The 25,041-nt window shown below is 71.0% G+C and carries 21 protein-coding genes; 15 read left to right on the top strand and 6 right to left on the bottom strand.

Annotated elements, in window-relative coordinates; genetic code table 11:
* Positions 1–8: 8 nt before the first annotated feature.
* Positions 9–1,142 carry a DUF5938 domain-containing protein gene (locus WBG06_RS00795; RefSeq protein ID WP_336734146.1) on the bottom strand — a complete coding sequence of 378 codons (1,134 nt, stop codon included), beginning with the start codon at positions 1,140–1,142 and terminating at the stop codon, positions 9–11.
* Between the two features lie 82 nt (positions 1,143–1,224).
* A complete protein-coding gene (locus WBG06_RS00790; RefSeq protein WP_336734144.1) occupies positions 1,225–2,007 on the bottom strand; it encodes an SDR family NAD(P)-dependent oxidoreductase in 783 nt (260 codons plus the stop codon).
* A 138-nt stretch (positions 2,008–2,145) separates the two neighbouring features.
* Between WBG06_RS00790 and WBG06_RS00785 the strand changes: the two genes are divergently transcribed.
* On the top strand, positions 2,146–2,778 hold the full coding sequence (locus WBG06_RS00785; protein ID WP_336734142.1) for a TetR/AcrR family transcriptional regulator: 633 nt from the start codon (positions 2,146–2,148) through the stop codon (positions 2,776–2,778).
* 18 nt (positions 2,779–2,796) lie between these two features.
* Here WBG06_RS00785 and WBG06_RS00780 read toward each other — a convergent pair whose 3' ends face one another.
* Positions 2,797–4,257 (bottom strand): amidohydrolase family protein, encoded by a 1,461-nt coding sequence (locus WBG06_RS00780; RefSeq protein WP_336734139.1) that lies wholly within the window; start codon positions 4,255–4,257, stop codon positions 2,797–2,799.
* A gap of 118 nt (positions 4,258–4,375) precedes the next feature.
* On the opposite strand from WBG06_RS00780, the gene WBG06_RS00775 reads away from it, so the two are divergent.
* From WBG06_RS00775 to WBG06_RS00730, 10 genes are read left to right on the top strand one after another with little or no spacing between them, the layout of a single operon-like run.
* Positions 4,376–5,764, top strand: a complete 1,389-nt coding sequence (locus tag WBG06_RS00775; protein WP_336734137.1) for a serine hydrolase domain-containing protein — start codon at positions 4,376–4,378, stop codon at positions 5,762–5,764.
* Positions 5,765–5,800: 36 nt separating this feature from the next.
* A complete protein-coding gene (locus tag WBG06_RS00770) occupies positions 5,801–7,399 on the top strand; it encodes an ABC transporter substrate-binding protein (protein WP_336734135.1) in 1,599 nt (532 codons plus the stop codon).
* Positions 7,400–7,401: 2 nt separating this feature from the next.
* On the top strand, positions 7,402–8,412 hold the full coding sequence (locus WBG06_RS00765; protein ID WP_336734133.1) for an ABC transporter permease: 1,011 nt from the start codon (positions 7,402–7,404) through the stop codon (positions 8,410–8,412).
* Positions 8,409–10,265: a dipeptide/oligopeptide/nickel ABC transporter permease/ATP-binding protein gene (locus WBG06_RS00760; protein WP_336734131.1), complete on the top strand. Its 1,857-nt coding sequence runs from the start codon at positions 8,409–8,411 to the stop codon at positions 10,263–10,265. Before WBG06_RS00765 ends, WBG06_RS00760 begins: the two co-directional genes overlap by 4 nt.
* Positions 10,262–11,029 carry an ABC transporter ATP-binding protein gene (locus WBG06_RS00755; protein ID WP_336734129.1) on the top strand — a complete coding sequence of 256 codons (768 nt, stop codon included), beginning with the start codon at positions 10,262–10,264 and terminating at the stop codon, positions 11,027–11,029. Before WBG06_RS00760 ends, WBG06_RS00755 begins: the two co-directional genes overlap by 4 nt.
* Positions 11,026–12,423 carry a serine hydrolase domain-containing protein gene (locus tag WBG06_RS00750; protein WP_336734127.1) on the top strand — a complete coding sequence of 466 codons (1,398 nt, stop codon included), beginning with the start codon at positions 11,026–11,028 and terminating at the stop codon, positions 12,421–12,423. Before WBG06_RS00755 ends, WBG06_RS00750 begins: the two co-directional genes overlap by 4 nt.
* Positions 12,424–13,557, top strand: a complete 1,134-nt coding sequence (locus WBG06_RS00745; protein WP_336734125.1) for a M20 family metallopeptidase — start codon at positions 12,424–12,426, stop codon at positions 13,555–13,557.
* Entirely contained in the window at positions 13,554–14,432 is an 879-nt protein-coding gene (locus tag WBG06_RS00740; RefSeq protein ID WP_336734123.1) for a GNAT family N-acetyltransferase, read from the top strand. Before WBG06_RS00745 ends, WBG06_RS00740 begins: the two co-directional genes overlap by 4 nt.
* Positions 14,429–15,574, top strand: coding sequence for an o-succinylbenzoate synthase (gene menC, locus WBG06_RS00735; RefSeq protein WP_442945397.1), 1,146 nt, complete (start codon positions 14,429–14,431; stop codon positions 15,572–15,574). The genes WBG06_RS00740 and menC overlap by 4 nt, the downstream gene beginning before the upstream one ends.
* 1 nt (position 15,575) lies before the next feature.
* Positions 15,576–17,228, top strand: coding sequence for a PucR family transcriptional regulator (locus WBG06_RS00730; RefSeq protein WP_336734121.1), 1,653 nt, complete (start codon positions 15,576–15,578; stop codon positions 17,226–17,228).
* A 32-nt stretch (positions 17,229–17,260) separates the two neighbouring features.
* Here WBG06_RS00730 and WBG06_RS00725 read toward each other — a convergent pair whose 3' ends face one another.
* Positions 17,261–18,160 (bottom strand): LysR family transcriptional regulator, encoded by a 900-nt coding sequence (locus WBG06_RS00725; RefSeq protein ID WP_336734119.1) that lies wholly within the window; start codon positions 18,158–18,160, stop codon positions 17,261–17,263.
* A 93-nt stretch (positions 18,161–18,253) separates the two neighbouring features.
* On the opposite strand from WBG06_RS00725, the gene WBG06_RS00720 reads away from it, so the two are divergent.
* Complete coding sequence (locus tag WBG06_RS00720; RefSeq protein ID WP_336734117.1) at positions 18,254–19,300, top strand: MBL fold metallo-hydrolase; 1,047 nt, start codon at positions 18,254–18,256, stop codon at positions 19,298–19,300.
* A 10-nt stretch (positions 19,301–19,310) separates the two neighbouring features.
* A complete protein-coding gene (locus WBG06_RS00715; RefSeq protein WP_336734115.1) occupies positions 19,311–20,705 on the top strand; it encodes an MFS transporter in 1,395 nt (464 codons plus the stop codon).
* A gap of 109 nt (positions 20,706–20,814) precedes the next feature.
* On the opposite strand, the gene WBG06_RS00710 is transcribed toward WBG06_RS00715, so the two are convergent.
* A complete protein-coding gene (locus tag WBG06_RS00710; RefSeq protein ID WP_336734113.1) occupies positions 20,815–21,681 on the bottom strand; it encodes an EamA family transporter in 867 nt (288 codons plus the stop codon).
* Positions 21,682–21,779: 98 nt separating this feature from the next.
* Between WBG06_RS00710 and WBG06_RS00705 the strand changes: the two genes are divergently transcribed.
* Together WBG06_RS00705 and WBG06_RS00700 are read left to right on the top strand one after the other, a co-directional pair.
* Positions 21,780–22,352 (top strand): DoxX family protein, encoded by a 573-nt coding sequence (locus WBG06_RS00705; RefSeq protein ID WP_336734111.1) that lies wholly within the window; start codon positions 21,780–21,782, stop codon positions 22,350–22,352.
* Positions 22,353–22,429: 77 nt separating this feature from the next.
* Positions 22,430–23,791, top strand: coding sequence for a hypothetical protein (locus tag WBG06_RS00700; RefSeq protein WP_336734109.1), 1,362 nt, complete (start codon positions 22,430–22,432; stop codon positions 23,789–23,791).
* Here WBG06_RS00700 and WBG06_RS00695 read toward each other — a convergent pair.
* The gene (locus tag WBG06_RS00695; RefSeq protein ID WP_336734107.1) at positions 23,724–24,983 is read right to left on the bottom strand and encodes an MFS transporter; all 1,260 of its coding nucleotides are present in this window, start codon (positions 24,981–24,983) and stop codon (positions 23,724–23,726) included. The genes WBG06_RS00700 and WBG06_RS00695 overlap by 68 nt on opposite strands.
* Positions 24,984–25,041: the final 58 nt, after the last annotated feature.

Here is a 25,041-nt window from a genome sequence, read left to right as displayed (position 1 = left end):
GGCTACCCTCAGCCGCGCTGCCGGGTGACGACCGGCTCCGCGACCAGGCCGAACGCCTGCAGCTGACCGAGCAGCTCCCGGTGGCCGAACGCCTGGCAGCCCGAGGCGAACCCGACCCGGCGCGGCGGCTGCTGCAGCAGCGAATAGGCGACGTACGCCTGCAGCAGGCCGGTCTGCTTGTAGTTCTGGTTGCCGTGGATGACGCAGTGCGCGCGGCCCAGCGGACCGGAGGCGTGCACGGAGTCGAGCGACTTGTTGAGCCGCGGGTTCTCACGTGGCGGCATCTGGTTCATCACCTGGGCCGCGGTGGCGGTCAGCGCCTCGTCGCGCTGCTCGGCGTCCATGTCCTTGGTCGCCTCCAGCGCGCCCGCGACGATCTGCGGCACGCCGTTCATCAGGGCGGCGTTGAAGACGCCACCCTGGGCCTTGCAGGTGGCCACCTTCGGGTCGCGTCGGTACCAGACCGGGTGCGAGGTGCCGCCCCACGGCAGCGAGAGCGCGAGCTCGTGCTGGCCGGGAACCACAAGCGGGACCAGGCCCGCGTTCGGGTCGAACTCGACGTAGGCGTTCTGCTCCAGGTAGTGCGCCTTCGAGGTGGCCGCGTTGACCAGGATCGTGCGGGTCGAGGCGATCGTGGGGGAGCCACCCCAGAAGACTGCGATGTCGAGGGTGTCGAGGCCGGGCTGCTCGAGGCAGATCTCGGCGGCGATCTCACCGGTGGTGTACATCTGCGCGATCCCCGGCGCCAGCAGCAGCCCCTCGGCCGCGTAGTCGGCGCCGTACTTCTCGTCGCAGGTGATCAGCCAGTCCTGCTCGCCGGTCGTGTCGGTGTAGTGGGCACCGGCGGCCAGGGCGGCCTCCACGACCTCGGGGCCGTACTGGGAGAACGGGCCGACGGTGTTGAGGACGACGCGCGCGCCGGTGAGCAGCTCGGTGAGCGCCTCGACGGAGTGCTCGACCTCGGCGATCTCGTAGTCGGCGGTCTCGATGCCGGGCACGTGCGCGGCCATCGCGTCCACCAGCTTGTCCTTGGAGCGGCCGGCGGCGACGAACGGCACTCCGAGCTCGCGCAGGTATTCGCAGACCAGCCGGCCGGTGTAGCCGGAGGCGCCGTAGACGACGACAGGCTTCTGCTCACTCATGCCGTCGCCTCCGTCGAGGGAAGCGAAGAATACGGACGCGACGGCCTGAGGCTATTTGTCGCTCGCTGACGCTCGCTCATGGTCACATCCCCATTCCACCGTCGACCGGGAGGCCGACTCCGTTGATGAACTTCGCCTGGTCGGAGGCGAGGAAGACGACCGCGTCGGCCATGTCCTCGACCGTGCCGAGGCGACCCGACGGGGTCAGCTCGACGACACCGCCCACGGCGGCCTCCGCGGACTCGAACAGACCGAGCTCGGCGACGTCGTTGGCGAGCCCGGCGCCCATCTCGGTGGGCACCAGGCCGGGGTAGACGCAGTTGACGCGTACGCCGTAGCCGAGCTTGCCGCTCTCCATCGCCGCGACGCGGGTCAGCCGGTCGACGGCGCTCTTGGTGGCCGAGTAGACCGAGATGCCGGGGAAGGCGATCGTGGCCGCGACCGAGGCGACGTTGACGATCACGCCGCCGCTGCCGGCGGCGCCGTCGGGCCGCATCGTACGCAGCCCGTGCTTGAGGCCGAGGGCGGTGCCGAGCACGTTGACCTCGAGCATCTTTTTGACGTCGGCGGGGTCGAGCTCGGTGACCAGGCTCGTGATCTCCACGCCGGCGTTGTTGACCAGGATGTCGAGCCCGCCGAGACCCTCGACGGCAGCGGCCGTGGCCGCCTCCCAGGAGGCGTCGTCGGTGACGTCGAGGTGCACGAAGGTGCCGCCGATCGACTCCGCCACCTTGGCGCCCTGGTCGTCCTGCAGGTCCGCGACGGCGACCTTCGCTCCGGCCGCGGCGAGAGCACGGGCCATCCCCTCGCCCAGGCCTTGGGCACCGCCGGTGACGAGCGCTGTGCGTCCGCTCAGGTCTGTCATCTGTGACTCCTTCGTCGCTGTGATGTGGACCACAGACAATCGCGAATCTTGACGACTGTCAAGATTTCTTTTGACAGTTGACCAGAAAATGGGCCGCGCGGACCCGGTGGTGCCGCCGGAGGGGTATCGTTGCGGCCCATGACCCAGGTCGCGGCTCCCCGGGCGGCTCGCCGCACGCCCGCCGACAAGCACGACGAACGCCGCAAGGCGCTCGCCGAGTCAGCGCTGCGTACGCTGGGGGAGCTGGGCTACGCGCGGGCGAGCCTGCGCGAGATCGCCAACAACTCCGAGTTCAGCCACGGCGTCGTGCACTACTACTTCCATGACAAGCTCGAGCTGATCGTCTACTGCGTGCGCTACTATAAGCAGACCTGCGTCCACCGCTACGACGGTGTGGTGGCCGAGGCGACCTCGGCCGCCGACCTCGCCACGCGGTTCGGCGACAAGCTCGTCGAGACCATCGTGGAAGAAGCCCCGATGCACCGGCTCTGGTACGACCTGCGCTCCCAGTCGATGTTCGAGGAGAGCCTGCGTGAGGCCGTCACCCAGATCGATCAGAGCCTGGAGGACATGATCGCCCGGGTCGTGAACCGCTACGCCGAGCTGGCCGGGACCGAGCCCGCGATCGCCGCGCCGGTGGCCTACGGGATGTTCGACGGCATCTTCCAGCAGGCGCTGCTCGGCCACCTCAACGGGCGCGACGGGGCTCTGGAGGACCTGCGCACCCAGACCGTGGCGCTGATGCCGATGCTGCTTGCGCCGACGTCGTAGCGGCGTCGTAGCTGCGGGTCAGCGGCGCACCGGGCGTCCGGGATAGGCCGTGGGGTCCAGCGCGCCGTCCCGGACGACGAAGGTGCCGTCGACCAGGAGATGAACGACGCCGGCCGAGGGGCGGGTCGGGTCGAGGTACGTCGCCCGGTCCGTGATCTGGTCGGGGGAGAGGACGACGAGGTCGGCGTCGGCCCCGGGGGTCAGGTGGCCCTTGGCCCGCATGGCGGGCGTGAACGGAGCGAGCACCTGAGCCGGCAGGTAGGAGCAGCGACGGAAGGCCTCCGGCCAGGTCCAGGCGCCGGTCTCGCGGACCATGCGGCGCAGCGACCGGGCGTAGGTGCCGGCGGTGCGGGGGTGGGTGTGGCCGCCCGGCGGAAGCGGCCACTCGCGGGTGTCTCGGACGCCTCCGGGCCACTCGACCGGCATGGAGTCGCTGGCCACGATCGCATCGGGGAAGGCCAGGGTGCGCTGGAGCATCGCGTCGTCGGCGGGGGAGTCCTCGTCGAGGAAGTGGACCACACAGACCGCGCCGGGGTCCGTCGCGCGCAGCTCGGCCAGCCGGGAGACCGACGTAATCCGCTCGCCGGTGGTCACCATCGTGATCGAGGACGGCACCAGACCCCAGGCGCCGAGCCGCTCGGGGGCAAGGAAGAACGCGCCGATCGCGGTGGAGCCGGCGCCGTACGGATAGGCCTCGACGGTCACGTCCGAGCCGGCCGTGCGGGAGTCGTCGAGCAGACCCAGGACCCGGTCGACGTGGCGGCGGGAGGTGCTGTTGACATGGCAGTGGTGCATCCGGGCGCCCGTCTCGGCGGCTGCGCGGGTGATCTCCTCCGAGCCGTCGATCGGCGTGGTGGCGTCGGCCTCGACGATCTCGCGCACATGGGTGAAGGTCGCCGTGCCGGTGCGGGCGGCGAGCCTGGCGACATCGAGGAACTCCGCGGGATCCGAGCGCGGCGCGTAGCCCATCAGCACCCCGATCCCGAGCGCTCCCGCGGCCAGCTCGGACTCGAGCAGCTCCAGCCACGCCTGCCGCTCCTCGGCCGAGGACGTACGTTGCCAGGCAGGGTCTCCGAGGATCGACAAGGAGGCCTCCAGGTCGGCCCCCGGCGTCAACCCCAGGTGTGCGACGGCACGCGCGTCGCCCCAGGAGGCCGAGAACCCGTAGTGGAGCACCCGGCCGTCGGCCGCCGCCCGCTCGTAGGCGAGGTCGAGGGGGAGCAGCCCGGACTCCAGGTCGAGCGTGGTGGTGACCCCGTCCATCGCCTGGAGCCGCTGCCCGGCGATCGAGTGGACGTGGCTGTGCAGGTCGACGAACCCGGGGCCGACGACGAGCCCCGTCACGTCGACCACCTCGGCCGACGGGTCCTCGGGCACGCTCCCGACGGCCACCACGGAGCCGTCGGAGACCGCGACATCGGCCACCTGCTCTGTTCCTGATCGGGGATCGACGACCAGGCCACCACGGAGAATCAGCACTCCGCCATCCAACCGCCCTCGGACGCAGGGGGCCATTGTCCGATCGGACAACAGCAGGGTCGGTTGACTGTCCGATGCGACGAGCACGCGCACCGCGGGGAATCCCTACGGTTTCGACATGCCCCACGACCTCACCCGCCCCCACGACGCCCCGCCTCTGCTGGACGACTTCGCCGACCTGGTCGCCGAGCACGGCGTGCCGGGGGCCTCGCTCGCTGTGCTCGTCGGTGACCGGGTGATCACCGCGGCCGCGGGCGTGACGAGCATGGCCACCGGGGTCGAGGTCGACCCCGAGACGGTCTTCCAGATCGGGTCGATCACCAAGATCTGGACCACGACGCTGGTGATGCAGCTGGTCGACGAGGGGCTCCTCGACCTCGACCGGCCGGTGCGCGACTACCTGCCCGAGCTCGTCATCGGCGACCGGGCGGCGGGCGAGAAGATCACCACCCGTCAGCTGCTCTGCCACACCTCCGGTTTCGAGGGCGACATCTTCACCGACACCGGGCGTGGCGAGGACGCCGTCGAGCGCTATGTCGCCACCCTGACCGACCTGCCCCAGCTGTTCGCGCCTGGTGAGACGTTCTCCTACAACAACACCGGTTTCGTCGTGCTCGGCCGGTTGGTCGAGGTGCTGCGCGGTCAGCCCTACGACCAGGTTCTCCTCGAGCGGATCGCGCGCCCCCTCCGCCTCGCGAGCGTCTCCCCGAGCCCCTACGAGGCGATCCTGCGCCGGGCTGCCACCGGCCACGTACCAGGCGAGGACGGCACCCCCGAATCCGCTCCGACCTGGGCGCTGGCCCGCTCCAACGCGCCGGCCGGATCGATGCTCGCGATGACGGCGAGCGACCTGCTCGGTTTCGTCCGGATGCATCTGAACCACGGCACCGCGCCGGACGGGTCCCAGGTGCTCTCGGCGGCATCTGTCGCGGCGATGCGGGAGCGACAGGTCGAGCTGCCGCTGCTCTCCGGCATGGGCACCGCCTGGGGTCTGGGCTGGGAGCTCTTCGACACCCCGCACGGCACCGTGGTCGCCCACGACGGCGGCACCATCGGTCAGGCGGCGTTCTTGCGGGTCGTGCCGGAGCAGGGGCTGGCCGTGGCGCTGCTCACCAACGGCGGCGAGGTCTTCGGGCTCTTCAACGCCACGGTCGCGCGCCTGCTCGAGGAGCTCGGCGGCGTACGACTTCCCGAGCGGCCCACCCCGCCGGAGGCCCCTGCGAAGGTCGACGTCAGCCGGTTCACCGGGCGTTACGCGGACACGATCTACGACATCGAGGTCACCGACGACGGCAACGGCGGCCTCGTCCTGGACCGCACTCCCAAGGACATCATCGCCGAGATCGGCGAGCAGCCGATGCGGTTCTCGCTCGTCCACCTCGAGGGCGACTCGTTCATCGCCGCCGAGCCCGTCCACGGCATCCATGTCGTCTTCGCCTTCATCGGCGATGCCGACGGCGTGGCGAAGTACGTCCACTACGGCCGCGTCGTCGCGCGCGCCGACTGAACCCATCCCCTGCTGAGACTCAGAAGAGGTCGCTTCATGAACGCCTTCCGCACCCGACCAGCCCTCGTGGCACTGACCCTCCCGCTGGCCGCCGCCGGCCTCGTCGCCTGCGGCTCCGGATCCGGCTCCGGTGGCACGGAGAAGGAGTCGTACGCCGACGGTCAGGCGTTCACGATGGCGATCGCCTCCGACCCTGGCGCCCTCGACCCGCAGGGCGGTGTGACCAGCACGCTGCTGCAGCTGAGCCGGTTCGCCTACGACTCCCTGGTCAGCGTCGACGCGGAGGGCGAGGTGCGTCCGCAGCTCGCGGAGAAGTGGAACGTGGACGGCACCACGGTCACCTTCGACATCAAGGAGGGGGTGACCTGCGCGGACGGGTCGGAGTTCACCGCCCAGACCGTCGTCGACAACATCAGCTACGTCGAGGACCCGAAGAACAAGAGCCCGTTCCTGGGTGTGTTCGTCCCGGCCGGCGCGACCGCGAAGGCGTCCGGGCAGACGGTCACGGTGACCCTGGCAGCTCCGGCGCCGTTCGTGCTCGCCGCGTTCTCGAACCTGCCCATGGTCTGCGACAGCGGCATGGAGGACCGAGCGAGCCTGAAGAACCAGACGGCGGGCACCGGACCGTACGTGCTCGAGGAGGTCGTCCCCGGCGACCACTACACCTACAAGGTCCGCGAGGGCTACACCTGGGGCCCCGACGGTGCCAGCACCTCGACCACGGGCACACCGGCCACCATCGAGGCCAAGATCGTCGCCAACGACACCACCGCTGCCAACCAGCTGCTCTCCGGTCAGCTCAACGCCGCCTCGATCGCCGGTCAGGACGCGACCCGGCTCGACGGGGCGAAGATGACCCGCGTCGACGCGCAGGCAGTGGTCGGTGAGCAGTGGTACAACCACAACGAGGGCCATCCGACCGCCGACCCCGCGGTCCGCGCGGCCCTGACCCAGGCGCTCGACCTGGCCGAGCTGCAGAAGGTGATCACCGCCGACAAGGGCGGCCCGGCCACCCAGCTCGCCGTCGTCGCACCGGCGGGCTGCACCGGATCCTCGGTCGAGGGCAACCTGGCCGACAACGACGCCGCTGCCGCCGAGAAGGCGCTCGAGGACGCCGGCTGGACCGAGGGCGCCGACGGGATCCGGGTCAAGGACGGCAAGCCGCTCGCGGTGAGCTTCGTCCACGACTCCTCGCTCGGCGCGCCCGGCACCGCCGCGGCCGAGCTGGCCGTCGCCGCCTGGAAGAAGGTGGGCATCGACGCGACCGCGAAGTCGCTGGACCAGACCGCGATCCAGACCGCGATGTTCGGCACCGGCGACTGGGACGTCGCCTGGGAGCCGGTCAACATCAACACTCCCGACCAGATCGTGCCGTTCCTCTCCGGTCCGGCTCCTGCCGAGGGTGGGAACAACTTCGCCGGCATCGCGAACGCCGACTACGACGCCGCCGTGAAGACGGCGATGGGCAAGAACGGCGCCGAGGGCTGCGCGGACTGGCTGGCCGCGGAGGCGAGCCTGTTCCAGGCCAACGACGTGGTGCCTTTCGCCAACAACCTGCTGCCGTTCTTCTCTCAGGGCGCCGAGCTCGAGGTCGTGGGCAGCGTGGTCCCGACGAGCATCAGGATGCTGGGTTGAGCATGGCATCAGCGACGGCAGCGGCGGGTGCGCGTCCCAGGCGCGGCCTCGTCCCCGGCGCGGGCGGACGGTGGACCCGTTTCGCTCTGCGCCGGGGCGGCCGGCTGCTGGTGTCGCTGTTCGTGCTGGTCACGGCCGCGTTCCTGATGATCCATCTGGTCCCCGGTGACCCGGTGCGGGCGGCGCTCGGGACGACGGCGCCCACGGAGCTCGTCGAGGCACGTCGCGCCGAGCTCGGCCTCGACGACCCGCTCCCCGTGCAGTACCTGCACTATCTGGGTGGTCTGCTCCACGGTGACCTCGGGGAGTCGATCCAGACCCAGCTGCCGGTCGGCGAGACGATCGCCCAGCGGCTCGGCGCCACCGTCTCGCTCGGGCTGCTCGCCTTCGCGCTCGCCCTCCTGATCGCCGTGCCGCTCGGTGTCGCCGTGGCGGTCGCGACCCGGCGCGGCCGTCGGCAGCGTACGTCGCTGGGCTTCGCCTCCGGCAGCGTCGTGATCGGCTCGATCCCCGACTTCCTGATCGGCGTGATCCTGGTCGCCGTCTTCGCTGTCGGCCTCGGCTGGCTCCCGGTCGCGGGTCGCGAGGACGGCGCCGCCTCCTACGTCCTGCCGGTCCTCGCCCTCGCGATCGGGCCCGCCGCGATGCTCGCCCGCATCGTGCGCGTCGAGATGACCTCCGTGCTGGAGTCCGACTACGTCCGCACGGCACGGGCCAAGCGGCTCCCCGCACGGAGGATCCACCTGGTGCACGCGCTCCCGAACGCGGTCACCGCGACGCTGACCCTCGGCGGGATGCTGCTGGCCTCGATGGTGGCCGGCACCGTGCTGGTCGAGAACGTCTTCGCCTGGCCGGGGCTGGGCAGCAAGATCGTGGAGTCGATCGTCACCAAGGACTATCCGGTCGTGCAGGGCACCGTGCTCGTCTACGGCGGGATCGTGCTGCTGGTCAACACGCTCGTCGACCTCCTGCTCGCACTGCTCGACCCCCGTTCGACGATCGGGGAGGCATGATGCGGGCGCTGCGTACGCCGGTGGGGGCGGTCGGTGCGACCCTGCTCGGGCTCGTGCTGCTGGTCGCCGTCCTGGCTCCGCTGATCCTGGGCGACCGGGCGACCGCGGTCGACACCGACGACCTGCTCGCGGGGCCGTCGGCGGAGCACTGGTTCGGCACCGACAACCTGGGCCGTGACCTGTTCCTGCGGACCGTGGTGGCCACCAGGCTCTCGATCACCCTCGCTCTGGCCGCGACCGGGATCGCCGTGCTCGCCGGACTGCTCCTCGGGTCGCTGCCGTGGCTGCTCGGACCGAGGCTCGGGCGCCCGGTGACCGCGCTGGTCAACATCCTGGTCGCCTTCCCGGGTCTGCTCCTCGTCCTCTGCCTGGCCACCGTCTTCGGCGTCGGCGCTCGGGGAGCGGTGCTGGCGATCGGGTTCGCCGGTGCCCCCACGTTCGCCCGGCTGTGCCAGACCCTGATCGCGGGCGTCGGCTCCCGTGACTATGTCGCCGCGGCCCGGATCGCGGGCGTCGGGCGCGTCCGGATCCTGCTGCGGCACGTGCTGCCCAACATCGGCGAGCCGCTCATCGTCAACGCCACCATCGCCGCCGGCGGCGCGCTGCTGGCCTTCGCCGGGCTCTCGTTCCTCGGCCTGGGCGTGCAGGCGCCGGCCTACGACTGGGGACGGCTGATGCAGGACGGTCTGGCCGGGATCTACGTCCATCCGCTCGCCGCGCTCGCGCCGGGGATCGCGGTCGTCATCGCCGGCCTCGCCTTCAACCTGACCGGCGAGGCGATCGCCGGGGCGCTCGGGGTGACGCCGGCCGTCGGCCCGCGGGCCTGGTCGGTGCCGGTCCGCACGGCTGCACCCGAGATGCCTGCTCCAGCTGAGGAGACGGTGCTCGACGTACGCGATCTCGCCGTCTCATTCCCCGGACCGTCGGCCCCGGCGACCCCCGTCCGCGGCGTCTCCTTCTCACTGCGGGCCGGAGAGTCCGTGGGGATCGTGGGGGAGTCGGGGTCGGGTAAGTCGCTCACCGCGCTCGCCATCGCCCAGCTCGTCGAGGAGCCCGGCCACGTGGCCGGCGGCGTCACCTTCTGCGGCACCCACCTGCAGGACGGTGGCGACCACGACGACCTGCTCGGCACGTCCATGGCGGTCGTCTTCCAGGACCCGATGACCTCGCTCAACCCGGCGATGCGGGTCGGGCCGCAGCTCGCCGAGGTGAGCCGCTTCCACCAGGGTCTCGGCCGGCGGGAGGCGCTCGCCCGAGCCGTCGACCGGCTGCGAGCGGTGCGCCTGCGCGACCCGGAGCGGGCCGCTCATGCATACCCGTTCGAGCTCTCCGGCGGCATGCGGCAGCGCGCCATGATCGGGATGGGCCTGATGGGCACGCCCCGGCTGATCATCGCCGACGAGCCCACGACCGCCCTCGACGTCACCGTCCAGAAGCAGGTCCTGGCGCTCCTGGCCACGGTGCGCCGTGAGCACGGCACCGCGATCCTGCTGATCTCCCACGACGTGTCGGTCATCGGCGAGGTCTGCGACCGGGTGCTGGTGATGTACGCCGGCCGGATCGTCGAGGAGGTCGCCGCCGCCGATCTGCGCGACGGTGCCCGGCACCCCTACACCCGGGCGCTGGTCGCCGCCGTGCCGTCGATGACCACGCCCCTGGACGAGCCGCTGGCCACCATCCCCGGGCAGCCGGTCGACCCGGCCGCGGTCCCGCCCGGCTGCGCGTACGCGGCCCGGTGCCCGCTCGCGACCGACCAGTGCCTCACCGAGGAGCCCGTGCTCGTCGACGGCGTCGCGTGCTGGCGCGCGGGCGAGCCGCTCCCGAGCGAGCTGGAGAAGGAGGCGCGGGTATGAGCTTGGTCTTCGAGCAGGTCAGTGCGCGGTTCGGTCGGACCGAGGTGCTCCACGAGGTGAGCCTGGAGGTGCCCGACGGCTCGATCGTCGGACTGGTCGGGGAGTCCGGCTCGGGCAAGTCGACCCTGGCCCGGACGGCCGTGGGGCTGGTGCCGGTCAGCGGCGGACGGATCCTGGTCGACGGTGTCCCCGCCGGACGCCGGTCGGGAGCCCGATCCGAAGCCCGGTCGGGAGTCCAGATGGTCTTCCAGGACCCCTACTCCTCCCTCGACCCTCGCATGAGCATCGGCGAGAGCATCGCGGAGGCGATCGCCGGACGGCCCTCGCGGGGCGAGCGGACGAGCGAGGTCGCGCGGCTCCTGGACCTGGTCCACCTCGATCCGGGTCGCGCCGGCCAGCGCCCGGGCAGCCTCTCCGGCGGGCAGCGGCAGCGGGTCGCGCTGGCCCGGGCCCTCGCCGGCAGGCCGACGGTGCTCATCGCTGACGAGATCACCTCGGCGCTGGACGCCTCGGTCCAAGGTGCCGTACTCAATCTCGTCCGCGAGATGCAGCGCGAGCTCGGACTCTCGATGCTCTTCATCTCCCACAACCTCGCCGTCGTGCGCTACGTGGCCGACACGGTCGCGGTGATGAGCGAGGGCCGCATCGTCGAGCACGGCCCGGCCGCCGACGTCCTCGAGCGCCCCACCCACGACTACACCCGCACTCTTCTCGCCGCCGTCCCCGGTGGCGCCCCGCACCCCCTCACGAAGGAGACCCGATGACCACCGAGACGACCATCGACACCGCCCACTGGGAGAACCGGCTCACCGAGCTGGCGAAGAAGCACGGCGTCCCCGGCGCCCAGCTCGGCATCCTCCGCGTCGGCCGCGACGGGGCCGAGGACGAGCTGTTCACCACCGCCACCGGAGTGCTCCACGTCGGCACCGGCCAGCCCGCCACGACCGACTCCGTCTGGCAGATCGGCTCGATCTCCAAGGTGTGGACCGCGACCGTGGTGATGCAGCTGGTCGATGTGGGCAGCTTCACCCTCGACACCCCGGTCAAGGAGATCCTCGAGGACCTCGAGCTGCGTGACCCCGACGTCACCCAGAAGGTCACCGTCCGCCACCTGCTCACTCACACCAGCGGCATCGACGGCGACGTCTTCACCGACACCGGCCGCGGTGACGACGTGCTGGAGAAGTACGTCGCCCGCCTCGGCGAGGCCGCCCAGAACCACCCGTTGGGCGCGACCTGGTCCTACTGCAACTCCGGTTACGTGCTGCTCGGCCGGGTCATCGAGGCGGTGACCGGCAAGACCTGGGACCAGGCGATGAAGGAGCGGTTGTTCACCCCGCTCGGCCTCACCCACACCGGCACCCTGCCCGAGGAGGCGATGGTGTTCGCCCATGCCATGGGCCACCTCGGCAGCGGCGAGGAGCTCACCGTGGCCCCGGTCTGGGGGCTGCCGCGCTCGTGCGGTCCGGCCGGCCTGATCACCGCGACCGCCACCGACGTGCTCGCCTTCGCTCGGATGCACATGAACGGCGGGCGGGCGAAGGACGGCGCCCAGGTCCTCTCGGCCGACTCGGTGGCGGCGATGGCCGCCTACCAGGTCGAGTGCCCGGAGAAGGACCTGCTCGGCGACTCCTGGGGCCTGGGCTGGTTCCGCTGCGACTGGAACGGCGTGCGCGCGATCGGTCACGACGGCAACACCATCGGCCAGGCCGCGTTCCTGCGGCTCGTCCCCGAGGCGGGCATCGCGGTCTCGCTCAACACCAACGTCGGCAGCGCGATCCCGCTGTTCCAGGACCTCTACGAGGAGATCTTCGCCGAGCTCGCCGACGTACGCCTCCCGGACCGCTTCGAGGTGCCCGACGAGGCGCCGGCGGCCGACATCACGCCGTTCCTCGGCGAGTACGCACGCGAGTCGGTGCTGCAGGAGATCCTGGTCCTCGACGGCAAGCCGGTGATGCGGACGACCGTCTCCGGGCCCGTCGCCGAGCTGGAGGGCGCCTCCGAGCCGGAGGTGCACGAGCTGGTGCCGGTCGGCGAGGCGATCTTCGCGGTCAAGCCCGACAAGTCCGCGGCCTACTATCCCGTACGCTTCTACACGTTGCCGACCGGCGAGGAGTACATCCACTTCGGTGCCCGCGCGACCCCGAAGAAGGCCTGAATGAGTCATCCTCAGATCGATCTCCAGCAGCTCCTGGCCGACATCCGGGAGCTGGTCGAGATCGAGTCGCCGTCGGCTGACCTGGACGCCGTCGCCCGCTCGGCCGAAGTCGTGGCACGTCTCGGCGCCGACCTCCTCGGCGCACCGCCGGAGCGTCTGGTCGTCGACGGCGTCACTCACCTGCGCTGGCGTCTCGGCCCTGAGCCCCGGGTCCTGCTGCTCGGCCATCACGACACGGTGTGGCCGCACGGCACCCTGGCCAGGATCCCGTACGCCGTCGACGACGGTGTCCTGCGCGGCCCGGGCTGCTTCGACATGCTCGCCGGGCTGGTGATGGCCTTCCACGCGGTCGCCGCGCTGCCCTCGGCCGAGGGTGTCTGCCTGCTCGTGACCGGCGACGAGGAGCTCGGCTCGCCGTCCTCGCGCGCGCTGATCGAGACGGAGGCCCGGCAGGCGTCCGCGGTGCTGGTGCTCGAGGCCTCGGCCGACGGCGGTGAGCTCAAGACCGCCCGCAAGGGCACCTCGATGTATGAGATCGAGATCATCGGGCGGGCCGCTCACGCCGGCCTGGAGCCCGAGAACGGGGTCAACGCGACGCTCGAGCTGGCCCAGCAGGTGCCGGCGGTGGCGGCGCTCTCCGACCTGGCCGCGGGGACGACGGTGACGCCGACGTCCGCGACATCGGGCACCACGCTCAACACGGTGCCGGCCGCGGCGCGGTTCACGGTCGACGTACGCGCCTGGAGCTGTGCCGAGCAGGAGCGGGTCGATGCCGGGATCCGGGCCCTGGAGCCCGCCCTCGAGGGCGCGAAGCTGGTCGTGCACGGCGGGATCAACCGGCCACCGCTGGAGGCGGAGCTGTCGGCGGAGCTCTTCGACCGCGCCGTCTCGGTGGCCTCCCGGCTCGGGTTGCCGGTGCCCGGGCAGGCGGCGGTCGGCGGAGCCTCCGACGGCAACTTCGCCGCCGGCGTCGGCACGCCGACGCTCGACGGGCTGGGTGCGGTCGGCGGCGGCGCGCACGCCGAGGACGAGCACGTCCTGGTCGACCGGCTCGTCGACCGGACCGTGCTGCTGCACGGTCTGCTGCAGGAGCTCCTGGACGGCCCTGCCGACCCACCGCGAGGCCGGCCGTGACCGAGGCATGGGGGGCATACGCCCGGGCCGCTGCGGCCGCCCGGATCACCGTCCGCGAGCTCGACGGCATCGTGGAGCTGCAGCGCGCCGAGCAGGTGCTCGCCGGGATCTGGGGCGTGCCGGACAACCCGCCGCTCGGGGCCGAGGTCATGCGCGCGATGCGCAAGGCCGAGGGCTACGTAGCGGGCGCGTTCGACGAGACCGAGGGCAACGACGGCTCAGGTGCTGAGGGCTCAGGCGGAGAGATGGTCGGCGTCTGCGTCGGCTTCCACTCGGTCCCGGCTGCCCGGACGATGCACAGCCACATCGCCGGGGTGGTCCCGGCGATGGCGGGGAGGCACGCGGGCCTCGCACTGAAGCTGCACCAGCGGGCGTGGTGCCTGGAGCACGGCATCACGCTGATGGAGTGGACCTTCGACCCGCTGGTGGCCCGCAACGCCTACTTCAACCTGGCCAAGCTCGGCGCTCGGGTGGCCGAGTATCTCCCCGACTTCTACGGGTCGATGGCCGACGGCATCAACGATGCCGAGGACGCCAGCGACCGGATCCTGGTGCACTGGGAGCTGGACTCGCCGGAGGTCGCGGCCGCGTGTAGTGGCCGGCCGGTCGAGGTCGCCGACGTGCCCGGGGGCTCCTGGGTCGAGGTGCCCGGTGACATCGAGGCGCTGCGGATCACCGATCCAGCCACGGCCAGGGAGTGGCGTACGAAGGTCCGCGAGCAGCTGCTGAGCGGGCTGGAGTCGGGCCACGTGGCCGGGTTCCACCGCGACAAGGGCTATCTGCTCGTCGAGAGGGGCCCCGACACGAGAACCGGGACGACTAGGTCTGAGACGACCAGCACCGAGACGACCAGCACCGAGGAAGGAACCAGATGACGCAGGAAGGCATGAAGCTGGAGGGGGTCGAGCTGCGCCGGGTGTCGATGCCGCTGGTGTCGCCGTTCCGGACCTCCTTCGGCACCCAGACCGAGCGCGACATCCTGCTATTGCGGGCGGTCACCTCGCAGAGCGAGGGCTGGGGCGAGTGCGTCGCCATGGCCGATCCGCTCTACTCCTCCGAGTACGTCGAGGCGACAGCTGACGTGCTCCGCCGATTCCTGCTCCCGGCCCTGGCGGAGGCCCCCGGCGAGCTGGAGCAGCACGGGGCGTACGCGGTCGGGAAGGTCCTGGAGCCGTTCAAGGGACACCGGATGGCGAAGGCGGCGCTGGAGATGGCGGTGCTCGACGCGGAGTTGCGCGCGGCCGGGCGCTCCTGGGCCCGGGAGCTGGGCGCCGTGCACGGCCGGGTGCCGAGCGGGGTCTCGGTCGGCATCTTCGACTCGATCCCGCAGCTGTTGGAGGTGGTCGGCGGCTACCTGGACGCCGGCTACGTACGGATCAAGCTCAAGATCGAGCCCGGCTGGGACATCGAGCCGGTGACCGCGGTCCGCGAGCGATTCGGCGACATCCCGCTGCAGGTCGACGCCAACACCGCCTACACGCTGCGCGACGCCCGCCACCTCGCCAAGCTCGACCCCTTCGACCTGCTGCTCATCGAGCAGCCGCTGGAGGAGGAGGACGTGCTCGGCCACGCGACGCTGGCCCGGCAGATCAGCACGCCGGTCTGTCTCGACGAGTCGATCGTCTCCGCGCAGACCGCGGCGGCGGCGATCACCCTCGGTGCCTGCTCGATCATCAACATCAAGCCAGGCCGTGTGGGCGGATACCTGGAGGCCGTACGCATCCACGATCTCGCTGCCGCGCACGGTCTCGCGGTCTGGTGCGGTGGCATGGTCGAGACCGGCCTGGGACGCGCCGCCAACGCTGCCCTGGGTGCGCTGCCCGGGTTCACGCTTCCCGGTGACATCTCCGCCTCCGACCGGTTCTACCGGACCGACATCACCGAGCCGCTCACGATCGAGGACGGCTACATGAGCGTCCCCACGGGGCCAGGGCTGGGCGTCACGCCGATCCCCGACGTCCTGGAGTCGTTCACCACCTCGACCGAATGGATCCCCCTCGCCTCGGCAACCACCTAGGATGCCGGGCGTGAGCCAGCGTCCGCGTGCGAGCCTGGGGCGGGTCCTCGACGACCTCGGCGACTCGCTGCTGGAGCTGCTGGCGGGTGACCCGGCCCACGAGGGCGAGATCGGGGGAGTGGTCATCCACGACCCCGACGACGAGCCGGTCCACCCGGCGGGGGCGCTGGTCCTGGCCGTCGGGGTGCCGGCGGGCGAGCTGCCCGGTCTTGTCAGGGAGGTGGGGAGGCGTGGTGCGGTCGGGCTGGTCGTCCGCGCGCCGGTGGTGCTGACCTCCGAGCTGACCGCCGCGGTCGAGGAGGCCGGGATCGCCCTGCTCGGCCTACGCCGCGGGGCGACGTGGGCGCAGCTGACCGCGCTGCTGCGATCACTGCTCGCCGAGGGCGACATCGGCCCCGCCGAGGCCGAGACGCTCGGCGGACTGCCCTCGGGCGACCTCTTCGCGGTCGCCAACGCGATCGGCGCCCTGCTGGACGCGCCGGTCACGATCGAGGACCGCAGCTCCCGGGTGCTCGCCTTCTCCGGTCGTCAGGACGAGGCCGACGCCTCGCGGGTGGAGACCGTCATCGGCCGCCAGGTGCCCGAGCGCTATGCGCGGATGCTCACCGACCTCGGGGTCTTCCGCGAGCTCTACCGCGAGCACCGGCCGGTCGTCGTCGACCCCGCCCGGCTCGACGAGGACCGGATCAGCAAGCAGCGGGTCGCGATCGCGGTGCGTGCCGGCGACGAGGTCCTCGGCTCGATCTGGGCCGCCATGGACGGCGAGGTCACCCCTGAGCGCAGTGCGGCGATGCGGGACGCCGCCAGCCTGGTCGCGTTGCACATGCTGCGCGTGCGGGCCGGTGCCGACGTGCAGCGGCGGCTGCGTACGGACCTGGTCAGCACCGTGCTCGAGGGCGGTGCCGGCGCGCGGGACGCGCTGGGCCGGCTCGGCCTCGCCGGCCGGGCGGTCGTCGTGCTCGCGCTGGCCCTGCGGCACGAGCCGTCGGCCGAGCACGAGCCCGACCCGGACGACGCCAGCAGCCTGGTCCGCGCTGCTGACGCGCTCGCCGTGCACCTCTCGGCCGCCGTGCCGGCCTCGGCCGTCGCCGTGGTCGGCGGGATCGTCTACGCCCTGGTGCCGCTGCGCGGCGAGGGGGCCGAACCGGAGGAGCGGGCGACCCGGCTGGCCCGGGAGTTCTGCGAGCGTCTCGGTGCCCGGCTGCCGGTCGTCGTCGGTGTCGGTGGTGTCGGCTCGGACGTCAGCGCCATCGTGGCCTCGCGCGAGGCCGCCAACCGGGCGCTGCGGGTGCTCCGCGACGGCGTCGCTCCGGCGACCGCTTCTCGCTCGGTGGCGCGGCTCTCCGACGTCTACACCCAGTCGCTGCTCCTGGAGCTCCGCGACCTGGCCGCGGCCCGAGGGGAGCGTCCGGTCGGGCCGATCGCCCGGCTGCTCGACTACGACGAGCGCAACGACTCCGGCCTCGCCGAGACCCTCGACGCCTGGCTGGACGCCAACGGAGACGTACGCACCGCCGCCGCGGCTCTCTTCATCCACCCCAACACGTTGCGCTACCGGCTGCGCCGGCTCGAGCAGGTCAGCGGCCTGGACCTCTCCGACCCGGAGCAGCGCTTCGCGGCGATGCTCCAGCTGCGGATCCTGGCTCCGCGCTGAGCGGGGTCGACCCGGATCGCCCGTCGCCCGGGTCAGGGCGAGGGGTGCCAATCCTCCTGGAGAGCGACCAGCGCTTCGCCGATCAGACGGGTCGGGCGAAGCCCGGTGGGCAGCGAGGCCATGACCGCGTTGCGCGGCACGCCGTCAGTCAGCGGGCGGTAGGTCAGCGGGCGGCCCTCGGGACTCGTGCTGGTGGGCTGCATGAGCAGGGAGTAGGCGAGGTTGCGGCCGACGACGTTCTGGATCGCCTGCACGCTGGCGGATCGCCACATCACGCGCGGGACCACGCCGGCCACCTCGAAGGCCGCCAGGGTGCGGCGGAGAGCGGGTTCCTCGTCGACGAGGATCGCCGGGTGGCCGGCGAGGTCGTCCATCCTGATCCGGTCGAGCCGGGCGAGCTCGTGATCCGGGCTGAGGGCCACCATCCGCCGCGCGTCGTGCAGCTCGAGGCCCGAGCACCCGGCGGCGAGCTGAGCCTCGTAGATCGCACACACCTGGACCCGGCCGGCCAGCATTTCGTCCTGGATCATCGGGCCCGAGCCCTCGACGAAGTCGAGCTCGACGCCCGGGTGATGCTGCGCGAACCAGTCGATGAGGTGAGGGATGGCATACATGGCCAGCGTGCGGAAGACGCCCACCACGATCCGGCCCGAGAGCCGGCCATGGAACTCTTCGACCACCGTCGCGATGTCCGCGACCTGGTCGGTGACCTGCCGCGCCCGGGCGGCGACGATCGTGCCCTCGGGTGTCAGTGCCACCCCCTTGCCGCGTCGGCGGATGACCAGGGTCGCTCCGACCAGTCGCTCCAGCTCGGCGAGCGCGAGGCTGACCGCCCCTTGCGACACATTGCATCGTTGGGCTGCCGCGGTGACCGTCCCGGTCTCGGCGATCGCGGCGAAGTATTCGAGCTGACGCAGGGTGACCTCGTGCATTAGCTCACCTTATGCGAAACCCAAAGAACTCTAGTTAGACAAATGATGTGGCGGGGATCACGCTGAGGTGAAGCTGATCCGAAAGGAACCCCCGTGACTGAATCCATCCCCTACGTCGTCACCCTCGGGACGGCGGGCGGCCCCCGCTGGTGGAGCGACCACCGAGGCGAGCCGCGTGCCGGCATCGCCACCGCCGTGGTCGTCGACGACTCCTGGTATCTCGTCGACTGCGGCTACGGCGCCGGCCGCCAGGCCAACAGAGCCGGGTTGTCGATGGCGGACCTGCGCGGCGTCTTCGTCACCCACCTGCACTCCGACCACGTCGTCGACCTGCCCGCGCTGCTGCTCTTCGGCGCGTTCGAGCTCAAGGACTCCGTCCCCGAGGCGATCCCGGTCATCGGGCCGGGCGATCGGGGGAAGCTGCCGCCGCTCTCGTCGCGAGCGATGCGTACGCCCGAACCGATCGCGCCGGCTCAGCCGACCCCCGGGGTTCGCGGCCTGATCGACGGGCTCCTGGCGGCGTACGCCACCGACGCGAACGACAGGATCTTCGATTCCCTCGCGAAGTCTCCGGCCGACCAGTTCCGCGCCGAGGAGATCGCGATCCCTGACGAGTGTGGCTTCGACCCCGACGGGCGGGTCGCGCCACCGATGGAACCGATCGTGGTCCATGTCGACGAGTGTGTGACCGTCTCGGCGATCCTGGTCTCGCACCATCCGACCGCTCCGGCCTTCGCCTACCGGTTCGACACCGCAGCCGGGTCGGTCACCATCTCCGGCGACACCGCGCCGTGCGACAACCTGGTGCGCCTCGCCACGGACACCGATCTGCTGCTGCACGAGGCGATCAACCTCGACTCGTTGGCCCGGCAGTACACCGATGCGGAGATGCTGCAGGCGACCATGGACCACCACCGGCGGGCGCATACGACCCCGCTCCAGGCCGGCGAGATCGCCGCCCGTGCGGGCGCACGGCATCTCGCCCTCCACCACCTCGTGCCCAGCTATGACGCGCCCGAGGTCTGGGAGCGCGCCGGCGAGACCTACTCCGGCCCGTTCAGCGTCCCCGACGACCTCGCCATCATTCCGTTCGGCCGGTCGGCCGACGTCGCCCCCGCGTCGGCCGCGGCCAGAAGCTGAGGAGCCCCCCATGTCACAGAGCACTTCCACCTCGCCGGACTCGTCGGGCTATCACGCGTCGCCGGCGGAGATGCGCCGGATCCTGTTCTCCAGCGCGATCGGCACAGCGGTCGAGTACTACGACTTCATCCTGTACGCCACCGCGGCCGGGATCGTCTTCAACCAGGTCTTCTTCAACGACCTGGACGCGACCACCGCGCTGATCGTCTCGTTCGCCACCCTCGCGGCGGGGTACGTCGCCCGGCCGCTGGGCGGCCTCGTCTTCGGTCATCTCGGGGACCGGTACGGACGCAAGACGATCCTGGTCGGAACGGTGCTGCTGATGGGCATCTCGTCGACGCTGATCGGGTTGCTGCCCACCAGTGATCAGGTCGGCATCCTCGCGCCGATCCTGCTGGTCACGCTGCGAGTGGTTCAGGGCGTGGCGGTCGGCGGGGAGTGGGGTGGCGCGATGCTCCTCGCCTTCGAGAACTCCACGAAGGAGTCACGTGGATTCGCGTCCGCCTTCGCCTACATGGGCGCACCGATCGGCACGGTGACCGGCACCCTGATCCTCTCGGCGATGACTGCGCTGCCGGACGACGACTTCCTGACCTGGGGCTGGCGGATCCCCTTCCTGCTCTCGGCCGTGTTCATGACGCTGGCGCTGTTCATCCGGATGCGAGTCAGCGAGTCGAGAGTCTTCAAGGAGCTCTCCGCCAGCGCCGAGAAGAGCCGGCGCCGGGTCCCGGCCGCGGAGCTCGTCCGCGAGCACCCCCGCTCGTTGCTCACCGCAGTGCTGGTCGGGCTGTCCGGCCAGATGACGCAGGGGCTGATGGGCGCCTGGGCGGTGGCATTCGCCGTGCAGCAGGCAGTGCTGTCCGCGACCGAGGTGCTCAACGTCAAGGCGCTCGGTGGGGTGTGCACCGTGGTCATGATCGTGATCGCCTCCAAGCTGTCCGACCGACTCGGCCGGCGCCGGGTCCTCATCGCCGGCAACGCCGTGGCGATGGTGCTCGCGATGCCGGTGATGATGCTGCTCGACATGGGGTCGACCGTCGGCTTCTTCCTGGCGATCTTCCTCGGCCTCTCCGTCGTCCAAGGGTTCAACTCCGGCCCGTACGGAGCCTTCGCCGGGGAGCTGTTCCCCACCTCGGTCCGCTACTCCGGCACCTCGATCGGCTACCAGCTGGCCTCCACGCTGGGGGCGGGGTTCACGCCCATGATCGCCTCGACCCTGGTGGTCCTGGGCGGTGGCTCGCTGTGGCTGGTGGGCGTGCTGTGGATGAGCTTCTCGGCGATCTCCCTGGCCGCGCTGGTCGCCAGCCGGGACCGCGGCGGACTCGACATCGTCCAGCTCGACCAGAGCGTCGTGTCGACCCCGACGACGGACGAGTCGCCGTCGAGGAAGCACGCCGAGGTCTGAGGGTCCGGCGCTCGTCATCGTCGGCCGCGCTCGATCGAGGCCGACGGTGACGAGCGGACCTGCGATTCAACCTCACCGACGAAGCCGCCGATGCCTCGACCGCGACGGGTCACACCACCATCGCGACCACGCTCGCTGCGGCGAGGATCGTGGCGACGAGGCGTACCTTTCCGATCGGCTCGTGCAGCACCAGCGCCGCGGAGAGCGCGACCCAGATCAGGCTCGAGCTGCGCACCGCCGCCACCACCGAGACGGGTGCGTGCAGGGTGGCGTAGAGACTGAGGACGTACGAGGTGGGGATCAGCACGGCGAGCACCGCCACGGTGCGCGCGTGGATCCTGAGCTGGCGCAGCCCGTCGGCATGCTTCCCGCGCACGATCACGCTCCACAGCACCACCTGGATCACCGTGCCGACGGCGTAGTAGGCGATCGGGTCGAGGCCGCGCTCGACCACCACCCAGCCGTCGTAGGTCGTGTAGCCGGCGATGGAGGCGGCGATGCAGAACGACCAGAGCAGCGGCTTCGCCTGCAGCGAGCCGCGGGTGCGGACGGTCTCGAACAGCAGCGCCACCACCGCCGCCGCCATCAGGAGTACGCCGCTCCACTGCGCCCAGCTCAGCCACTGCCCCAGCACGACCATGCCGGTGAGCGCGACGACGACCGGCGCCAGACCGCGCGAGAGCGGGTAGATCTGGCTGACGTCGAAGTCCCGGTAGGCGACCTGGACCAGGCCCATCGACAGCGCATGCATCGCAGTGCTGCCCAGGGAGAGCAGGAGCAGCTCCCACGAGACCGCGAAACCGTGCCCGCGCACGATCATCACGATCGTGGTGACGGTGAGGACCAGGCAGCACTCGACGATCGCCACGGCCCACAGTGCCGGCCGGCCCGCGGGCGCGATGGTCTTGGACGCCGTGTTCCACGCGGCGTGGGCCACCGCCGAACCCAGCGCGAGGGCGACTCCGAGCAGCAGCACCTGGGGAGCCTACGGCCTCCCCGTCGACGCTGTCCGTCGGATCATGGTCAGACCACTAGGGTGGGCCCTCCGAACCGACAACACTGAGGAACTCTGTGATGGACCCCGTCGATCTTGCCCTGATGCTGCTCCGACTCGCCGTCGGAGGCACGATGATCGCTCACGGCGTCAACCACTGGCGCGGAGGCGGCAAGATCGCCGGCACCGCAGGCTGGTTCGAGAGCCTCGGTCTGCGCCACGGGACCCTGCAGGCGTGGGCGAGCGTGGTGACCGAGATCGGTGCCGGTGTGCTGCTGATCCTGGGGCTCATCACCCCGCTGGCTGCCGCCGCGGTCGTCTCGGTGATGCTCGTCGCCGCGCTGCTGGCACACCGGCCCAACGGGTTCTTCGTCTTCAAGGACGGCTGGGAGTACGTGATGATCCTGGCCGTCGTCGCCGTCGTGCTCGGCGTCACCGGTCCCGGGACGATCTCGCTCGACTCGGCCCTCGACATCGTCTACGACGGCTGGATCGGCGGTGCGGTCGCCCTCGGCGTCGGTGTCCTCGGCACTGCGCTCCTGCTTGCCGCCTTCTGGCGTCCGCAGCGCCAGGACACTCCTGTGGCGGAGACGTCGTCCGACGAGTCGCCGGTGGGGGAGTCGCCGGTGGAGGAGTCGTCGCCGGAGGCCTGAGGCTGACACGACCAAAGTCGGGGCCACGACGACCGAAGGACGATGTGGCCCGGCCGGCGGCTCCATAGCCTGAGCCAATGCGCTGTCAACGCTTGGGTCTCGCCGGACTTCTGGTCGCGGTGCTCGCCCTGCTCGTCCTGGGTGTCGTCGGCCCGTCGGCATCGGACGGCGGGATCCGGATCTCGCCCGGCGTACCGATCCTGGTGATCGGCGCGGCAGTCACCTGGTGGTGGCGCGGTGCGTTCGGTGCCGTCGTCGGGCTGCTCGCGGTGACGGTGGTGTCGGTCGCTTCGGTCGGCTCCGGCATCGGGCCGGATCTGATCGGTGAGCGGGGGCTGCCGGTCGCCGTCGCACGATGGGTCCAGGTGGTGGGGCTGGCGGTCGCGGCGTACGCCCTGGTCCGGCGCCTGCTGGCGGCACGCCGCTCGACGGCGCGAGACGCTGAGGACCGGCCGCGACGCGACCGGACCATCGTGCTCCAGATCGTGGGCCTGCTGGTGCTGTGCGGGATCGGTGCCGAGCTGCTGGCGGCGTACGGCGACAGCACGGGCGACCCGGGTGGGATCGCCTTCGCGCTGGTCTTCTTCGGTGCCCTCTACGGGGCACCGGCGCTGCTCGCCCGTGACGTCGCCCGGCGCCTGGGCTGGGGCTGGCCGAGCCTGCTGCTGGTCTTCGCGGCGCTGGGTACGGCCCAGGCGGGCCTCATCGACCAGTCCCTGTTCAGCGCCGACTACGGCGGCTACGAAGGATGGGAGGAGAACCGCGAGCCGACCCTGATCGCGTCGATGGGCCTCAGCGGCTACAACGCCTACTCCTTCGTCGTCGGCCACGTCGTCTTCAGCTTCGCCGCCCCCGTCGCCCTGGCCGAGGCGTGGGCGCCCACCCGGGCCAAGAAGCCGTGGCTGGGGCCCGTCGGCACGGCCTTCGCCGCGGTGGCGTACGCCGTCGCTGCACTGCTGATCGTGACCGACCCGGAGTCACGCTCGGGCAGTCGGACCCAGCTGCTTGTCACGGGCGCGGTCGTCGCCGTCCTGGTGCTCCTCGCCGTCGTCGTCGCCCGGAACCGTCGACCGGATGGCGCTGGACCTGCGAGGCGCCCGCTCTCGATCTGGTGGGTCCTCGGTGTCACGCTGCTCCTCGCACTCGTCCCCGACCTGATGCCCGCGACCTGGCTGGGCGTGGCGGCCGCAGCCCTGACCATGTCGGCTCTCGGCGCCTTGGTGCTCCTGGCCTCCCGGAAGCGCGCGTGGACGATTCGTCACACGGCCGCTGTCGGTGCGGCGTTCCTGCTGGAACGTGGATTGCTGGCGTTCACCTACTTCCCCCTGATCGGCGACGTCGCGCCCGGGCCGAAATACGCCCACAACGTCGTCATGCTCCTCGCTGTCGTGCTCGCGACCTGGCTCGCGCTCCGCCCCCGCGAGAGCCCGCGCCAGTAAGAAGTGATCCGTGAACGGCAACATCGTGTGGCGTTCCCGTGACCGTGCCCCGGCTGAGGGCCCAGACGAGCAGTCCGCAGAGCGCGAAGCCCGCACCGAGGACCGCAGATCCCGTCCACCCGAACGTGGAGAACATGCTGGTCGTCGCGGTCGCGCCGAGGACGGAGCCGAGCGAGTAGAAGATCATGTAGCCGCCGATGGCGCTGCTGGTCTGGTCCGAAAAAGCAGCAGTGAGAAGTGACTGGTTGCTGACGTGCGCTGCCTGGACCGAGAAGTCCAGAACGATGACACCGACGACCACCAGCCAGAGCGACCACATCGCCTGCCCGGACGCGATCCAGGACAACGCCAGCAATAGGAGTGCGGCACCGGTCGCGAGGTCGGCCCTGCCGGCGTCGGCCCATCGGCCGGCCCGAGCAGCTCCCCACGCACCGACGAGCCCGGCGATCCCGAACATGCCGATCTCGCCCGTGCTCAAATGCCACGGTTCAGCCTCCAGCGGTAGGGCGAGACCGCTCCAGAGCGTTCCGAAGGACGCGAAGAGGAAGAAGGCGATCAGGCCTCGCGACAGGAACAGAGGCTCGCGGAAGAGACGCCCGAGCGAGGCCAGCACGTCGCCGTAGGACCTGGGATCCGACCGGTGGTCTGCAGGCAGCAGCTTCAGCACCACGATCGAGAGCACGACGAGCAGCAGCATGAGCGTGACATAGACGCTCCGCCATCCCCACACGCCGGCAACGATTCCTGCCAGAACGCGCGCCCCCAGGATTCCTACGATGACACCGGACGTCACGGTTCCGAGGGTGCGCCCACGCTCGGCCGGCGTCGACAGGTCAGCCGCGAACGCGACGGCGGTCTGCACGACGGCAGCGAACAGGCCCGTCGTCGCAAGGCCGATGAGCAGCAGCCACAGGCCAGGAGCGACCGCTGTCACCAGCAGTCCGACCGCGGCGAGGAGAAGCTGACCCCCGATGAGCCTGCGACGGTCCACCATGTCTCCCAACGGCACCAAGACAGCCAGCCCGACCAGGTAGCCGAACTGACCCGCCGCCACGATCCATCCCAGGTCAGACTCAGGCACTCCCACGTCCTGCCCGATCCGCGGGAGCACGGGCTGGGCGACGTAGATCGTCGCGACCGCAGCGGAACAGACCATCGCGAGCAGCATCTTTCGACCATGCGCGAGTCCCATGGCACTCCAATCAGTAGCAATTTGAAACTGATTGGAGTGTGGCAGAATAGTTTCAATC

The sequence above is a fragment of the Nocardioides sp. CCNWLW239 genome, assembly GCF_037137035.1.
Taxonomy (GTDB): domain Bacteria; phylum Actinomycetota; class Actinomycetes; order Propionibacteriales; family Nocardioidaceae; genus Nocardioides.
The sequence above is the reverse complement of the archived record's forward strand: the minus strand, read 5'-3'. Positions and strand labels throughout refer to the sequence as shown.

Coding starts and splice junctions, on each gene's coding strand:
- WBG06_RS00795 (WP_336734146.1), bottom strand. CDS start 1,142: ATGAGTGAGCAGAAGCCTGTCGTCGTCTACGGCGCCTCCGGCTACACC.
- WBG06_RS00790 (WP_336734144.1), bottom strand. CDS start 2,007: ATGACAGACCTGAGCGGACGCACAGCGCTCGTCACCGGCGGTGCCCAA.
- WBG06_RS00785 (WP_336734142.1), top strand. CDS start 2,146: ATGACCCAGGTCGCGGCTCCCCGGGCGGCTCGCCGCACGCCCGCCGAC.
- WBG06_RS00775 (WP_336734137.1), top strand. CDS start 4,376: ATGCCCCACGACCTCACCCGCCCCCACGACGCCCCGCCTCTGCTGGAC.
- WBG06_RS00770 (WP_336734135.1), top strand. CDS start 5,801: ATGAACGCCTTCCGCACCCGACCAGCCCTCGTGGCACTGACCCTCCCG.
- WBG06_RS00765 (WP_336734133.1), top strand. CDS start 7,402: ATGGCATCAGCGACGGCAGCGGCGGGTGCGCGTCCCAGGCGCGGCCTC.
- WBG06_RS00760 (WP_336734131.1), top strand. CDS start 8,409: ATGATGCGGGCGCTGCGTACGCCGGTGGGGGCGGTCGGTGCGACCCTG.
- WBG06_RS00755 (WP_336734129.1), top strand. CDS start 10,262: ATGAGCTTGGTCTTCGAGCAGGTCAGTGCGCGGTTCGGTCGGACCGAG.
- WBG06_RS00750 (WP_336734127.1), top strand. CDS start 11,026: ATGACCACCGAGACGACCATCGACACCGCCCACTGGGAGAACCGGCTC.
- WBG06_RS00745 (WP_336734125.1), top strand. CDS start 12,424: ATGAGTCATCCTCAGATCGATCTCCAGCAGCTCCTGGCCGACATCCGG.
- menC (WP_442945397.1), top strand. CDS start 14,429: ATGACGCAGGAAGGCATGAAGCTGGAGGGGGTCGAGCTGCGCCGGGTG.
- WBG06_RS00730 (WP_336734121.1), top strand. CDS start 15,576: ATGCCGGGCGTGAGCCAGCGTCCGCGTGCGAGCCTGGGGCGGGTCCTC.
- WBG06_RS00725 (WP_336734119.1), bottom strand. CDS start 18,160: ATGCACGAGGTCACCCTGCGTCAGCTCGAATACTTCGCCGCGATCGCC.
- WBG06_RS00715 (WP_336734115.1), top strand. CDS start 19,311: ATGTCACAGAGCACTTCCACCTCGCCGGACTCGTCGGGCTATCACGCG.
- WBG06_RS00705 (WP_336734111.1), top strand. CDS start 21,780: ATGGACCCCGTCGATCTTGCCCTGATGCTGCTCCGACTCGCCGTCGGA.
- WBG06_RS00700 (WP_336734109.1), top strand. CDS start 22,430: ATGCGCTGTCAACGCTTGGGTCTCGCCGGACTTCTGGTCGCGGTGCTC.
- WBG06_RS00695 (WP_336734107.1), bottom strand. CDS start 24,983: ATGGGACTCGCGCATGGTCGAAAGATGCTGCTCGCGATGGTCTGTTCC.